This is a genomic window from Pedobacter sp. MC2016-24 (assembly GCF_015223055.1).
Taxonomy (GTDB): Bacteria; Bacteroidota; Bacteroidia; order Sphingobacteriales; family Sphingobacteriaceae; genus Pedobacter.
Window position 1 is genome coordinate 76,372 of sequence record NZ_JADFBX010000021.1, and the last position, 14,831, is coordinate 91,202.

General features: G+C 39.1%; 14 protein-coding genes. 13 read left to right on the forward strand and 1 reads right to left on the reverse strand.

What is annotated here, in order from left to right; genetic code table 11:
• Positions 1–33: 33 nt before the first annotated feature.
• On the reverse strand, positions 34–612 hold the full coding sequence (gene purN, locus IM797_RS26610; protein WP_194130262.1) for a phosphoribosylglycinamide formyltransferase: 579 nt from the start codon (positions 610–612) through the stop codon (positions 34–36).
• Positions 613–683: 71 nt separating this feature from the next.
• Between purN and IM797_RS26615 the strand changes: the two genes are divergently transcribed.
• The 13 genes from IM797_RS26615 to IM797_RS26675 all read left to right on the forward strand — a co-directional run bounded on the left by IM797_RS26615 (position 684) and on the right by IM797_RS26675 (position 14,776).
• Positions 684–1,049, forward strand: coding sequence for a hypothetical protein (locus tag IM797_RS26615; protein ID WP_194130263.1), 366 nt, complete (start codon positions 684–686; stop codon positions 1,047–1,049).
• Positions 1,050–1,218: 169 nt separating this feature from the next.
• Positions 1,219–1,473: a 30S ribosomal protein S20 gene (gene rpsT, locus IM797_RS26620; protein WP_194130264.1), complete on the forward strand. Its 255-nt coding sequence runs from the start codon at positions 1,219–1,221 to the stop codon at positions 1,471–1,473.
• A gap of 77 nt (positions 1,474–1,550) precedes the next feature.
• A complete protein-coding gene (radC, locus tag IM797_RS26625; RefSeq protein WP_194130265.1) occupies positions 1,551–2,249 on the forward strand; it encodes a DNA repair protein RadC in 699 nt (232 codons plus the stop codon).
• Between the two features lie 24 nt (positions 2,250–2,273).
• Entirely contained in the window at positions 2,274–3,014 is a 741-nt protein-coding gene (locus IM797_RS26630) for a prolipoprotein diacylglyceryl transferase (protein WP_194130266.1), read from the forward strand.
• Positions 3,011–4,402, forward strand: coding sequence for a radical SAM protein (locus IM797_RS26635; protein ID WP_194130267.1), 1,392 nt, complete (start codon positions 3,011–3,013; stop codon positions 4,400–4,402). Before IM797_RS26630 ends, IM797_RS26635 begins: the two co-directional genes overlap by 4 nt.
• 31 nt (positions 4,403–4,433) lie before the next feature.
• The gene (locus IM797_RS26640) at positions 4,434–4,628 is read left to right on the forward strand and encodes a hypothetical protein (RefSeq protein ID WP_194130268.1); all 195 of its coding nucleotides are present in this window, start codon (positions 4,434–4,436) and stop codon (positions 4,626–4,628) included.
• Between the two features lie 67 nt (positions 4,629–4,695).
• The gene (pheT, locus tag IM797_RS26645) at positions 4,696–7,095 is read left to right on the forward strand and encodes a phenylalanine--tRNA ligase subunit beta (protein WP_194130269.1); all 2,400 of its coding nucleotides are present in this window, start codon (positions 4,696–4,698) and stop codon (positions 7,093–7,095) included.
• 29 nt (positions 7,096–7,124) lie between these two features.
• Positions 7,125–7,415 (forward strand): hypothetical protein, encoded by a 291-nt coding sequence (locus tag IM797_RS26650; RefSeq protein WP_194130270.1) that lies wholly within the window; start codon positions 7,125–7,127, stop codon positions 7,413–7,415.
• 32 nt (positions 7,416–7,447) lie between these two features.
• Positions 7,448–7,738, forward strand: coding sequence for a cell division protein ZapA (locus IM797_RS26655; protein ID WP_121269149.1), 291 nt, complete (start codon positions 7,448–7,450; stop codon positions 7,736–7,738).
• 340 nt (positions 7,739–8,078) lie between these two features.
• Positions 8,079–9,641: a ribonuclease Y gene (gene rny, locus IM797_RS26660; protein WP_194130271.1), complete on the forward strand. Its 1,563-nt coding sequence runs from the start codon at positions 8,079–8,081 to the stop codon at positions 9,639–9,641.
• A 151-nt stretch (positions 9,642–9,792) separates the two neighbouring features.
• A complete protein-coding gene (locus IM797_RS26665) occupies positions 9,793–10,317 on the forward strand; it encodes a DUF962 domain-containing protein (RefSeq protein WP_194130272.1) in 525 nt (174 codons plus the stop codon).
• A gap of 113 nt (positions 10,318–10,430) precedes the next feature.
• A complete protein-coding gene (locus IM797_RS26670) occupies positions 10,431–13,205 on the forward strand; it encodes a TonB-dependent receptor (RefSeq protein ID WP_194130273.1) in 2,775 nt (924 codons plus the stop codon).
• 113 nt (positions 13,206–13,318) lie between these two features.
• Entirely contained in the window at positions 13,319–14,776 is a 1,458-nt protein-coding gene (locus tag IM797_RS26675) for a hypothetical protein (RefSeq protein ID WP_194130274.1), read from the forward strand.
• Positions 14,777–14,831 lie beyond the last annotated feature (55 nt).

Below are 14,831 nucleotides of genomic sequence, written 5' to 3' on the forward strand. Positions count from 1 at the left end.
GAGCCGCAAAATTAGGATTTTTACCTGATAAATTTATTTTTTTATCTTTTTTATAATGCTCTCCACAATTCTAGGGTAATGCTGGTGTTCCAGCTGTTGTCCTTTAAACTTAACCATCTCCAGATTATCGGTCTTATCAATGCGGTATTTGGCTTGATAGATGTATTCCCCTTCATCGTAATTTTCGTTTACATAATGAATGGTGATGCCACCTTCCGGTTCTCCGGCTTCCATTACTGCAAGGTGCACATGGTCGCCATACATTCCTTTTCCGCCAAATTTAGGAAGAATGGCCGGGTGTATATTGATGATGCGGCCCGGGTATTCAGCAATCAGATTTTTAGGAATCAACCACAGGAAGCCAGCCAGTACAATCAGGTCTATTTCCAGGTTTTTAAGCAGGTCTACAATATGATCAGTCTTATAAAACTCATGCTTATCAAAGATGTGGGAAGGAATTTCAAAGTTGTCTGCACGTTGTAAAACGTAAGCATCAGGGTTATTGGTGAGTACCAGGGCTATTTCCACTTCTGTACTGCGCTTAAAATGCTCCATCAGTTTTTGAGCGTTTGATCCTGATCCTGATGCAAATATGGCGATGCGCTTCTTCATAAAATCTGTTTTTGGGTAGTAGAACGTGCGCCAAAGATAAGGATTTCTCACAAATTGTTATCTTTATCCTTATGTTGAAAGCAACAGCCTATTTAAACATTATTTTGGCAATTGCCTACTTTCTATTGTATTTGCTGAACAGTAACTCCTATACCATGGCCGGAGTTTTGATCGTTTTTTTATTTGGGGTGCTGGTGGTCTGGTCAGAAGAAAAACAAGTTAAATTCAAAGCGCTGCATTATATTATAGGTGCAGCCAGTCTCGTATTTGTCAGGTTCCTCCTGGTTTGGGTTTTTAATGTCATCAAATCTTCTGTCGAACATCAGTATTTTAACAATACCTGGTTGTATATCTTATTGACCATTGTGTTTGTACTGAGTATTGTATTGCAGTTTATATTGATGTACCTGGCAGATCGTAAGAGATTGAAGGCTTAGCAGGTATTTGATTTTACAGATGGTGCGAACAATTAAAAGGAAAATAGGGGATTACGAAAAATATTTGCAAAATGCTTTTGTAAATTAAAAACATTAATTCTATATTTGCAGTCCGAAAATAGAACAGTAAAAGCGCGAAAGCACTATAATAAAATATTAATAACAAAAAATGGCAAATCATAAATCTTCAATAAAAAGAATTAGAGCAAACGCAACTAAACGTTTACGTAACAGATACCAGGCAAAAACTACTCGTACGTTTATCAAAAGATTGCGTGCTGCAGAAGATAAAAAAACTGGTTTAGAATTACTTCCTAAAGTAGTTTCTATGTTAGATCGTTTAGCCAAAAAAAGCGTTATTCACAAAAATAAAGCAGCTAACAACAAATCTAAATTGACTAAATTTGTTAATGGCTTAAAATAAGCTTAGCTTTACAATATTGTAAACGGGATGTGCATTGATTGCATATCCCGTTTTTTTTTGCTTAAAAAACTAGAAGCATGAAAGCATATCAACAAAAGCTGGGTATAAAACTTTGGGCTGAGGCCGACAGGCCAAGGGAGAAACTGTTGTTAAATGGAAGAAGACATTTAACCGATGCAGAGTTGATTGCGATCCTGATTGGTTCTGGTAACAAAGAAGAGAGTGCTGTAGATTTGAGTAAGCGTATTTTGTCGCATTATCACAATAACCTGTCTAAACTCGGAAAAGTCTCTGTACAGGATCTTGAGAAATTCAGGGGAATAGGAGAAGCAAAAGCAATTGCTATTGTAGCCGCACTTGAACTTGGCCGCCGCAGAAAGGATAGTCTGGAAGATGATGTTAAGGTCATCAATTCTTCTGCTGGTTCTTTTGATATCCTGCGGCCGGTTTTTGCTGACCTGAACCATGAAGAGTTCTGGATCCTGATGCTCAATCAAGCCAATTATGTCATTGGAAAGCAAATGATCAGTAAGGGTGGTATGGCAGGTACGGTGGCCGACCCTAAAATGATTTTTAAAGTCGCGCTGGAGCACAATGCAGCATACCTGATTCTGGCCCACAACCATCCTTCCGGAAATTTAAAACCAAGTGCAGAAGATCTTCAGATCACCAAAAAATTGGTCGAAGCCGGCAACATGCTAAATCTTCCTGTGCTGGATCATTTGATCATTACCAATAGATTATATTTAAGTTTTGCCGATCAGGGTTTGATTTAAAGGGATTACTGTAAATTGCCAGTCATGACTTTTCCGATCCGCTTCGAACTTTTTGGTGAATGGTATCACTGGCATTATATTTTTGAACTGTTGTCTTTTTTCATAGGAGTGAGGGTTTATTACTTTCTAAAGCAGAAGATCGCAGATCCCATTTCTGATGAGCACCGTTTATGGATTATGCTTGGGGCAATGCTTGGCGCTTTAATTGGCTCCAGGGTAATTGCCATTTTAGAAGATCCAGTGCATCTCAACCAACTCAGCTTTTCCGTTTTGTATCAAAGTAAGACCATTGTAGGGGGATTATTGGGCGGGCTCTTTGGTGTAGAGCTTGTCAAAAAATGTATCGGGGTAAAAATAGCTTCCGGCGATATTTATGTGATCCCCATTATAATCGCGCTTTTTATCGGTCGCATCGGTTGTTTCTCCATGGGGATTGATGAGCCTGTTTATGGTGTAGAAACCCATTTTTTTATGGGGATGGATCTTGGCGATGGTTTGAAACGTCATCCTGTGGCTTTGTATGAGATGATCTATATGGTGGTTTTGTTTGTTTTATTCCTGGCCATCAGGGATAAGACGTTGATTAATGGCGACCGCTTCAAATTATTCATGGTGTTGTACTTTTTATTCCGGTTTTTGGTTGAGTTCATTAAACCTTATCAAGCCCTGTTTTTGAATTTAAGCAGTATACATTGGTCTGCATTGTTTATATTTCTGTATTATTATAAATTCATCACCCGTAATGTAAAAGCATACCTATTATGAAAACCAGAGATTATATTTATTACGACTATACCAAGAGTTTGTGCCCCGAGTGCCTGATGCTGTGCGATGCGAAAATTGTTTTTCAGGATGCTAAAGTCTGGATGCTGAAAAACTGCCGCACACATGGGGACAGTAAAGTCATGATCGCCGATGATGTAGAATATTATAAACAGATCAGAAACTTCAACAAACAGTCGGAAATGCCTTTAAAGTTTAATACCAAAGTGCATTATGGCTGTCCGTACGACTGTGGCTTATGTACAGATCATGAACAGCATTCCTGTTTAACGGTAATAGAAGTAACTGATCGCTGTAATTTAAGCTGCCCCACTTGTTATGCCATGTCTTCGCCACATTATGGCAGGCACAGGACACTGGATGAGATCAACCGGATGCTGAACGTAGTGGTTGCGAATGAAGGTGAGCCAGATGTGGTTCAGATTTCGGGTGGTGAACCAACAGTACATCCTGATTTTTTCAAAATATTAGACCTGGCTAAAAGTAAGCCGATCAAACATTTAATGGTCAATACCAATGGCATCCGCATTGCGAAGGACATTGCTTTTGTTGAAAAGCTGGCGGGTTATATGCCTGACTTTGAAATTTACCTGCAGTTTGACAGTTTTGATGCAGCGGTGCTGACCAAATTGAGGGGAGAGGATTTAACTGAGGTGAGGAAAAAAGCCATTGACCATTTAAATCAATTCAACGTTTCTACTACCCTGGTGGTGACCTTGCAAAAGGGAGTAAACGACCATGAAATCGGGGCGATATTGGACTATGCGCTCAAGCAGAAGTGTGTGCGTGGGGTGACTTTCCAGCCTACACAGGTTGCGGGTCGTAATGACAATTATAATGATCAGGCAGGGCGTATAACCCTGACTGAGGTCAGGCGGCAGATTTATGAACAATATCCGGTGTTTACGCCAGAAGATCTGATTCCTGTGCCCTGTAACCCCGATGCCCTTTGCATGGCGTATGCCTTAAAGCTGGACGATCAGGTATTGCCCATGACCCATCTGATCAATCCGGATGACTTACTGAACAATTCGAAAAATACAATTGTATTTGAACATGATGAAAAGTTAAAGGAACATATGTTGAATTTATTCAGTACCGGGGTTTCTGTAGATTGCGCTGAAGAGACTTTTGGCGAACTGATGTGCTGCCTGCCCAGGGTGAAGTCTGACCATTTAAGCTACGACAACCTGTTTCGGATTATCATTATGAATTTCATGGATCCACTTGATTTTGATGTGCGGGCAGTGAAGAAGTCCTGCGTACATATTGTAAGTGATCAAATGAAAATTATTCCATTTGAGACGATGAATATTTTTTATCGTGACCATAAAATAAATGCCATAAGGGAAAAGTTAAAAATCAATTGATTATATTCAGGTTAAAATAAATTAGAGAAGAATGGAATTAATGTTGCTCTATTGGGCCGCAACTGGACTGATCCTGGTGGTAGGGTTCGTTATGCTGATTGCCAACGCTGTAGCTGGTAAGCCGCTAAAAATGGCATTAAGGACCTTAATTACAGGTGTTATATTATTGGTAATCGGGGCCGGAGCCTGCGCTGTGATCTTATCTAATTTGGGTGGTATGCACTAATCTGCCTTTTCAGGCTTTCTGCTTTCAGCATTAAATAATATCTTTGCGTTTTATTTGACTACGCAACATGAAGATATCATATAACTGGCTTAAACAGTTCATTCAAACAGATCAAACGCCACAAGAACTTTCGTTGATCTTAACCAATATTGGTTTGGAAGTAGAAAGTCTGGATACCGTGCAGGCAGTTGCCGGTGGATTGGAAGGTTTGACAATTGGCCAGGTATTGACTTGTGTGCAGCATCCAAATGCCGACAGGCTGCGTGTAACCACTGTTGACGTTGGTGCGGAAGCGCCCTTACAAATTGTTTGCGGTGCGCCCAATGTGGCTGCCGGACAAAAAGTAGTGGTAGCTACAGTTGGAACTACCGTATATCCTAACGAAGGAGAACCGTTTAAAATCAATAAATCAAAGATCAGGGGAGAAGCATCAGAGGGGATGATCTGTGCAGAAGATGAGATCGGTTTGGGCGTATCTCATGATGGGATCATGGTCTTGCCTGAAGACACTCAGATTGGTCAGACTGCAAAAAGCTATTTCAAATTAGAAGACGATTATTTGTTCGAAATTGGATTGACACCAAATCGTGCTGATGCCGCTTCACATTTAGGGGTGGCCCGTGATCTGGCTGCTTATTTCAAAAGCAAGATCGAGATGCCGGATATTGCTGCTTTTAAAACAGACAATGAATCCCTTAAAATTGAAGTTGAAGTAAAAGATGCCGTCGCTTGTCCGAGATACAGCAGCGTAAGCATTAGCGGAGTAACTGTTAAAACCTCGCCAGACTGGTTGCAGGATAAATTGAAAGTTATTGGCATCAGGCCAATTAACAATATCGTTGACATCACCAATTATGTATTGCATGATTTGGGTGTGCCTTTACATGCTTTTGATGCAGATCAGATTACAGGTGGAAAGGTTATTGTACAGAAATGTGCAGAAGGAACACCTTTTGTTACACTTGATGGTGTGGAAAGAAAACTCTCAGCAGAAGATCTGATGATCTGTAACGCTGAAAAACCAATGTGTATTGCCGGTGTATTTGGTGGTAAAGATTCTGGTGTGAGTGAAAATACCCGTAACATCTTTTTAGAAAGTGCTTACTTCAATTCGGTATCGGTTAGAAAGACAGCTAAACGACATGGCTTGAAAACAGATGCTTCTTTCAGATTTGAAAGAGGTACTGATCCCGAAATGACTGTTGTAGCCCTTAAACGTGCTGCTTTATTGATCCAGGAACTGGCAGGAGGTACAATAGCTGCTGAAGTTTCAGACATTTATCCTGAAAAAATTGCGCCATTCCAGGTTGAAGTGAGCTATAATAACATCAACAAGCTGATCGGTGCGCAGATTCCGGATGCAGAGATTAAGTCGATCATTACTGCCCTGGATATTAAAGTACTGGCGGAGACCGAAAATGGTCTTGACCTGGAAGTACCAAGATATCGTGTCGACGTAACCCGTGAATGTGACATTACCGAAGAGGTATTGCGGATTTATGGTTACAACAACATCGAAATCCCAAGTAAAATCAATGCTTCTTTATCTTACAGTACCAAGCCCAATAAGGAGCAGACGCAGCATGTGATTGCCGATATGTTAACGGCCAATGGCTTTTTAGAGATCTGGTGTAATTCACTGACAAAAGGCGCGTACGCTAAAAATCCGGATGAGGCTGTTCAGATCCTGAATCCTTTAAGCTCAGATTTAAACGTGATGCGCCAGGGCCTGCTGATGCCGGCATTGGAAAGCGTTGCTTATAACCAAAACCGCAAAACTGCGGATATTAAGTTTTATGAATTTGGTAAAACGTATCACCTGATTAATGAGAAATATGTAGAGCGTCCGCGTTTGCTTATTTTATTATCCGGTGCATACCAACCTGAACAATGGAACCAAAAAGGAGGTTCAGTAAGCTTTTACCATTTGAAAGCAGCGGTAGACGCGGTGATCAACAGATTGGGAATAGGTACTTACCAGACTGAGGAACTGCAGGACGAGAATTTTGCTTATGGGTTGAAATACTTTAGAGGTGACAAAACGATGGTGAGCTTTGGCGCTGCAACTGCGGCCGATAAGAAGCAGGCTGATGTGGATAAGGATGTATTTTATGCCGACTTTGACTGGGCACTGTTGTTGGATCTGGTGCGGAAAAATAAGATTGTCAATAAAGAAGTTTCTAAATATCCTGCAGTAAGACGAGATTTGTCTATGCTTGTGGATACGGCTGTAACGTTTGATGCCTTAAAAACCATTGCGTTTAAAACAGAAAAGAAACTGATTAAGAATATACAGGTATTTGACGTATATGTTGGTGATAAATTACCTGAAGGTAAGAAGTCTTACGCACTTAATTTTACCTTACAGGATGAAGATCAGACACTAACGGATAAGCAAATCGATGCAGTTATGCAAAAGATTATTATTAACTTAGCACAATCTGCTAATGCAGAAATAAGAAAATAGGTTTCAGTACAAATAAAAAAAGTAATTTCATGTCTTCTGTTGCAGATCAGTTAAATTTAGTATTACAAAAAACCAGTCGTTTGATTGCGCTTTGTAATGCTTTGCAAGAAGAAAGTGAATTGTTAAAGGAAGAAAATCAAACTGTAAAGCGTACCTTAGAAATAGTTAAAGCGAAAAATATGGACCTTGAAGAAAAGCTCAGGGTACTGAAATTGGCTAAGAGTATTGAGGGTACAAGTGAAAAGACACTTGATATAAAGCAAAAAATTAACGATTTTGTGCGTGAAATAGATAAGTGTGTTGTATTACTTAAGAAATAAGTAATACCTGAAAAAGTGAAACAAAGCTAAAAATGGGAGAAATCTCGATAAAAATAACCATTTCCGACCGTATCTATCCTTTAAAGGTAAATACGGAAGAGGAAGAAATTGTAAGGCGGGCAGCTAAGATTATCAATGAGCGCATAAAAGACTATCAGGAAAATTATGCGGTTAGGGATAAACAGGATTTGCTTTCTATGGCAGTATTGCATTATGCAACAGCGGTGCTGAGGGTAGAAAACAAAGTTCAGAATCAGGATACTGCAGTAGCTGAGAAGGTGGAGGAATTGGATAGTTTATTAAACGGATTTTTTGCTAAATAAGTACGTTCTTTATATTAGTTAAGATTATTACAAAGATATAGCCGCAGCTAGATTTTTGAGTTTCACTATTTTTAAAACTTAACACTTCAATATTTATAGGATTAAGAGGGTGTATTTCATCTACATTTATGTACCTGAAAATGACTTAAATCCTAATTATAACTAGTTGAGGTTTTTAAAACTTGGGGCTTATAAAATTTAGTTGCGGTTTTTTTATTGAACATAATTTAACCGTAAAGGACCATATAAACAGAACAAAACAGTCAGATATGATCACCGGTTCCGGAGGAACTGCAAAACCAAAGGATCATATCAGATTAAACATAAATACAAATAGAGAATGGAAATATTAGGAATAATAGGATACGTACTGGCCGGCTTGGTTATAGGTGTATTGATAGGCAGGTACCTGCTGCGGAGCTTGCTTAAAACGCAGGAGATCGCGGCGCAGACCAAGGTTAAAAAAATGCTTAAAGATGCAGAAAGTAAGGCTGAGATTTTAAAGAAAGACAGATTGCTGGAAGCTAAAGAGAAATTTTTACAATTGAAGTCTGAGCATGAAACGGAAGTAAATGCTAAAAATAATGCAATCAACCAACGTGAAAATTCCCTGAAACAAAAAGAACAGTCTTTAAATTCGAAGATTGAAAATGCCTCACGTAAAGAACAGGAATTGGACAATACCAGGAAAAACCTGGAAAAACAAACTGAACTGGCTGTTAAAAAGCAGGAAGATGTGGACTTGTTGAAGAACCAGCATGTAAAACAACTGGAAACCATTGCAGGCTTAAGCGCTGATGAAGCGAAGAACCAATTGGTAGAAAGCATGAAGCAGGAGGCACGTACTCAAGCCATGATCCAGGTAAAGGATATCGTAGATGAAGCTAAACTGACCGCTACCAAAGAAGCTAAGAAAGTGGTGATCCAAACCATTCAGCGTACTGCAGTAGAGGCTGCCATTGAAAATACAGTTTCTATCTTCCATATCGAAAGTGATGAAATTAAAGGACGTGTGATCGGTCGTGAAGGTCGTAACATCCGTGCACTGGAAGCAGCTACAGGGATTGAAATCATTGTGGATGATACCCCTGAAGCCATCATTTTATCGGGTTTTGATCCGGTAAGGAGAGAGATTGCACGTTTGGCATTACACCGTTTGGTAACAGATGGCAGGATTCACCCGGCACGTATTGAAGAGGTGGTTGCCAAAACCAAGAAACAGATTGAAGATGAGATTGTAGAGATTGGTGAGCGTACGGTAATCGATTTGGGTATCCATGGCTTACACCCTGAATTGATCAGAATGGTTGGACGTATGCGTTACCGTTCTTCTTACGGACAAAACTTATTACATCACTCACGTGAGGTTGCCAATTTCTGTGCAACCATGGCTGCAGAGCTTGGTTTAAATGCTAAAATGGCTAAACGTGCTGGATTATTGCATGATATAGGTAAAGTGCCTGATGATAACCCGGAGTTGCCACACGCCATCCTGGGTATGCAATTGGCCGAGAAATATAAAGAGCATCCGGAAATTTGTAATGCCATTGGTGCCCACCATGATGAAATTGAGATGACTTCGATGATTTCTCCAATTGTTCAGGCTTGTGACGCCATTTCTGGTGCCCGTCCAGGTGCCCGTCGCGAGGTGGTAGAAAGTTATATCAAACGCTTAAAAGAATTGGAAGAGCTGGCGCTTTCTTATCCAGGTGTGGAGAAAACCTTTGCGATACAGGCAGGTAGAGAGCTGAGGGTAGTTGTAGAAAGTGAAAGGGTAACAGATCAGCAAGCTGAATTACTTGCGGCTGATATTTCTAACCGGATACAGACAGAGATGACCTATCCAGGGCAGATTAAAGTTACCGTAATCAGGGAAACCCGTTCGGTTTCATTTGCTAAGTAATATAAGCATCGTTAATTGGTTTGCTCGTATGGGCAAACTAACGATCGTCATCCCGGCGCAGGCCGGGATCTCCCAATAGCTAATAAAAAAATAAGGAAAGCGGTAGATTAATCTACCGCTTTCCTTATTTTTACAGCAAAACTAAAATGACATGAAGAAGGAGCAAAACAAGGGTGCGTTGACAAATCACAAAAGTGACGTAGATGTTCTTTTTGACAAATACGCAGAAAGTCACCAAAACCACACCAACAAACTTATTCACTGGATTTGTGTGCCATTAATTGTTTTTAGTTTGCTGGGCCTGGTATGGGCCATTCCATTTCCCCACCTTGATTTTTTAGGAAAGTACAATGGCTTTTTAAATTGGGCATCCTTTCTGATTGCGTTTTCCTTATACTATTATTTTACTTTATCGCCTGTATTGTCTTTTCTGATGTTGTGGGTGATTAGTCTCATGAGCTATTTTATTGTGCAGCTGGAGTATTGGCACGCCACAGGTGGACCGGCAGTATGGCTGGTTTGTACTGTCATATTTGTAGCTTCCTGGATCGGGCAATTTATCGGGCATAAAGTTGAAGGTAAAAAGCCGTCATTTTTAGATGATGTTAAGTTTTTGTTAATCGGTCCAATTTGGTTATTGCACTTTATTTGCAAAAAAGTAGGTCTAAAATACTGACCGGAAAGCTGTTTAACCGTTTGTTAACATACTGGTAAACGAATGGTAATTTGCAGCTAACGTATAGCTAACACTGTGGTAATAGCTTTGCCTGAAATTAAATCAGGGAAAATTTGAAATCACAACTACACCTCAAAAAAGCGTTATTAACCACTTTATTCGCGTTTATTAGCGTTATCACATTTGCACAAACCGGAAAGATTTCTGGTAAAGTATCTGATAAGAAAACTGGAGAAACACTAATTGGTGTATCTGTTAAAATTAAAGGATCTACCAAAGGCATGTCTACCGATGTTGACGGGAAGTATTCATTGACCGGACTGGCTAATGGAAAATACACCCTGTTGTTCCAATACATCGGATATAATGGAAAGGAAATCAGCGAAGTTGATGTTACTGCCGGAAAGAATACCATATTTGATGTGATCCTGGAAGAAGCCGGACAGAAATTAAAAGAAGTAGTGATCCAGGGCTCCTTTAAAAAGGAGAGTGTAAATGCTTTGTATGCGCAGCAAAAGAACAGCGCAGTAATTTCTGATGGTATTTCATCAGAGGCCATAAAAAGATCTCCCGATAGAAATACTTCTGATGTGTTGAAACGCGTAAGTGGAGCAACTATCCAGGATAATAAATTCGTTGTTGTACGTGGTTTAGCTGACAGGTACAACACTGCATTATTGGATGGGGCTTCATTACCCAGTACAGAACCCAATAGAAAAGCGTTCTCATTTGATATTGTACCTTCCAATCTGGTAGATAATCTGATCATCAGCAAAACTGCAACACCTGATCTTCCTGGTGATTTTACCGGTGGTGCTGTTCAGATTCAAACCAAAGATATCCCGGAACAGAACTTTATTTCTATAAGTGCCAGCGAGGGATATAATACAGTTTCCACATTTAAAAACTTCCAGAGCGGACCAAGAGCAGCTTCTGATTTCTTTGGCTTTAATGATGGAAGCCGCTATTTAAGTAGTTCATTTCCTTCACGTGCCAAACTTGTGAATTTAACACCGGCCCAGAACCTTGCGGCTGTTAAATCATTGCCTCAAGACTGGAATATTTATAATAATACTGCATTGCCATCCCAGAACTATCAATTTACCATTGGCCGTGTTAAAGATTTTGAAAAGACCAATAGTAAGTTAGGAGCAATTTTATCCCTGACTTATCGCAATTCCCAAACTAAAAACGAAGATTTGTTCCGTGACTATAATGCAAATAAATTCACAGATAATTCTTACAAATTTTCTACAAACCTGGGTGCATTGGCAAACTTTGCTTATAACTACGGAAGTAGCAAGATTACTTTTAAAAATATCTATAACAAAACGTTTGACGATCAATATTTGTATCGTAATGGCAGGTATGCCGGAACTACTTTATACCAGTATTATGCATTTGATTTGATGGAAAAATCATTGTTAAAGTCTACTTTAGAAGGTACGCATAAAATTGGAGAAGGAAAGATAAATTGGTCTGCGGCTTACAGTAATATCATTAATGATCAGCCAGATCAGCGGAAAATGGGCTACACTAAGAACGTATCCAGTGATGCGTCCGCACCATATAATGCCGCAGTTTTAAGTGGTGGAAGAGAGAATGCGAGACTTTTTGCTAAACTAAATGAAGATGTTTATTCTGGTGGTGTGAATTATAGCATGCCCTTAAATATCTTTAAGACATCTTCAACTTTTAAAGCCGGGTTGAACTCGCAATATAGAAGTAGAGATTTTAATTCCAGGTTTATTACTTTGTCAATAGATCCAACTAAAGTTGAAAACTATGACGCAATTGTTCAAAGGCCAATTCAATATTTGTTTTCTAAAAACATTATCAATCAGGATGTCTATAAACTTAGTGATATTGCTAGTGGAGATGATACTTATAGTGGAACAGCCTTTGTTAATGCGGCTTATGCAATGTTGGATAATAAAATTGGTGAGAAATTTAGAATTGTTTGGGGGGTTCGTGGAGAGCAGTTTAACCTGGATGTAAAAACAGCAAACCCAACAACAAAGCCCATTGTTAGAGATGAATTTAAGATCCTGCCATCGGCGAATTTGACTTATAGTTTGACTGAAAAAAGTAATTTGAGAGCATCATATTTCCGTAGCTTAGCGAGACCTGAGTTTAGAGAAATCGCGATAGCGCAGTATTATGATTATGAGTTTTCATCTTCTTACCAGGGAAATCAATATTTACAAACTGCCGACATTGATAATTTTGATATCCGATATGAATTTTATCCTCAGGCGGGACAGATTTTATCAGTTTCAGGATTTTATAAGAAATTTACAAACGCTATTGAGGCATCTATATACGATACCAATTCACTGCCTAATCTTTCATTTTTCAATTCGCAAAAGGCAAACGTATATGGTGTAGAGTTTGAAATCAGAAAATCACTGGATTTCTTGGGAAGCAGCGACTTTTTGAAAAATACAATTGCATATTCAAACGTTACGTTGGTAAAATCGGTGGTAACGAATAAAGATGATCAAAATTATATAGAGAAGGAAAGACAGATGGTTGGTCAGGCTCCCTATGTGATCAATGCCGGTTTACAATCTTCATTTCTAGAAAACAGACTTTCTTTTAGTGCTTTATATAATAAAATAGGAAGAAGAATTAATCGCGCCGGTGGTATATTATTCCGCAGTATCTGGGAAGCTCCCAGAGATGTTGTCGATTTTCAAGTTGGGTGTAAAGTCTTGAAAAACAAAGGAGAAGTTAAATTTAATGCCGGTGATATTCTAAATAATAACATCTTGTTTTATTGGGACCAGGACCTAAATAAAAAATATAGTCCTAATTCTGGAGACGAGACAATCAGTCGTTATAAACCAGGAAGTAATTATAGCATTTCCTTCTCTTATACTTTCTAAGTTAAATAAACATTAAGGGGTTCGGCTTAATGTTAATGATTATTTAAACTTCTCGAAATGTTAAGTGAATCCCTTATTAACACCTTTGTAAAGAATAAATTAATATGAAAAAAATGAAAAAACAATTACTAGCATGTGCTTTGAGTGTTCTTGTCTTTATGGCGGGTTGCTCAAAAAATCCTACTGAGGTAGAAGAGCCTACTGGCCCTACAACTGGTGTAGTTGAAGTATCTACTGATATCGCAGCAAATACAACTTGGACTGCCGATAAAATTTATTTACTAAAAGGGAATATTTTTGTTACTGGTAATACAACGTTGACTATCGAACCAGGAACGATTATTAAAGGAGATAAAGCGAGTAAAGGGAGTTTGATCATCTCTCGTGGCGCGAAGATTATGGCTGTAGGTACTGTAGAGAAACCAATTGTATTCACATCTTCTCAGGCTTCTGGTGCACGTGCTCCTGGTGATTGGGGTGGTGTAATTTTACTTGGTAAAGGTGTATGTAATAATGGTACTTCAAACGTTGTAGAAGGTATTCCTGCTTCTGTAGGTGATAAAGCGCTTTACGGCGGTACTGATAATGCCGATAATTCAGGTAAATTGAAATATGTACGTATTGAGTTTGCCGGTATTCCTTTATTACCAGATGTTGAGATCAATGGTTTAACTTTAGCTGGCGTTGGTTCTGGTACTGAATTGGATTATATTCAAGTTTATCGTTCTGGTGATGATGCTTTTGAATTCTTTGGCGGATCTGTAAATGCAAAACACTTATTGGCAATTGGTACATGGGATGACGATTTTGATACAGACAATGGTTATTCAGGAAAGGTTCAATTTGCATTGGCTCAACGTGCCCAAGTAGTAGCCGATGTGAGTGGATCTAATGGTTTTGAGTCAGATAATAACTCAGCCGGTTCAGACGCTTCACCTGTAACTTCCGCTATATTTAGTAACGTTACTATTGTTGGACCACAATTAACTGCTACTTCTGCAAGTGGCATCAACGCCAACTTTCAACACGTAGCTCAGATTCGTAGAAACTCTTCAATGAGTTTGTTTAATTCTGTTCTTACGAATTATCCTGAAGGTATTTTTATTGATGATGAGAGACCTGCTACAGGTAACAACTCAACGATGAATTTCGCTAGTGGTGCAATGGGTATTAAAAATAATTTAATCTATGGCTGTAATGTAAAAGGCAATCAGATTAAGTTTACACCTACAACTGATGTGACTGCATTAGCTAGACAAGCAGCGGTAAGAACATCTTTAACCGCTGATAACTCATTTGTACCAGGATCTTCTGTAGCTGATTTGTTAACTGATCCATTGAAGTACGGATTGGACTTTAAAGCTTCCGGAAATGCAAACGCTGGTACACCTGATTTTACTGTAAAAGCAGGATCGGCAGCAGCAGCAGGTGCTTTATTCACCGATGCTAAATTAGCCGGACTTGAAACTGTAGCTTACAAAGGTGCATTTGGTTCTGTAAACTGGGCTGCAGGTTGGGCTCATTTTGATCCTCAAACTTTAGCTTACACCACTCCAGGTGCTGTGAAATAATATTAAATCAAATCATTTTTTAAAAGAAGCTGTCTCCAATTAAGAGACGGCTTCT

Coding starts and splice junctions, on each gene's coding strand:
- rpsT (WP_194130264.1), top strand. CDS start 1,219: ATGGCAAATCATAAATCTTCAATAAAAAGAATTAGAGCAAACGCAACT.
- IM797_RS26675 (WP_194130274.1), top strand. CDS start 13,319: ATGAAAAAACAATTACTAGCATGTGCTTTGAGTGTTCTTGTCTTTATG.
- IM797_RS26665 (WP_194130272.1), top strand. CDS start 9,793: ATGAAGAAGGAGCAAAACAAGGGTGCGTTGACAAATCACAAAAGTGAC.
- IM797_RS26655 (WP_121269149.1), top strand. CDS start 7,448: ATGGGAGAAATCTCGATAAAAATAACCATTTCCGACCGTATCTATCCT.
- radC (WP_194130265.1), top strand. CDS start 1,551: ATGAAAGCATATCAACAAAAGCTGGGTATAAAACTTTGGGCTGAGGCC.
- rny (WP_194130271.1), top strand. CDS start 8,079: ATGGAAATATTAGGAATAATAGGATACGTACTGGCCGGCTTGGTTATA.
- IM797_RS26640 (WP_194130268.1), top strand. CDS start 4,434: ATGGAATTAATGTTGCTCTATTGGGCCGCAACTGGACTGATCCTGGTG.
- IM797_RS26615 (WP_194130263.1), top strand. CDS start 684: ATGTTGAAAGCAACAGCCTATTTAAACATTATTTTGGCAATTGCCTAC.
- IM797_RS26635 (WP_194130267.1), top strand. CDS start 3,011: ATGAAAACCAGAGATTATATTTATTACGACTATACCAAGAGTTTGTGC.
- IM797_RS26630 (WP_194130266.1), top strand. CDS start 2,274: ATGACTTTTCCGATCCGCTTCGAACTTTTTGGTGAATGGTATCACTGG.
- pheT (WP_194130269.1), top strand. CDS start 4,696: ATGAAGATATCATATAACTGGCTTAAACAGTTCATTCAAACAGATCAA.
- IM797_RS26650 (WP_194130270.1), top strand. CDS start 7,125: ATGTCTTCTGTTGCAGATCAGTTAAATTTAGTATTACAAAAAACCAGT.
- purN (WP_194130262.1), bottom strand. CDS start 612: ATGAAGAAGCGCATCGCCATATTTGCATCAGGATCAGGATCAAACGCT.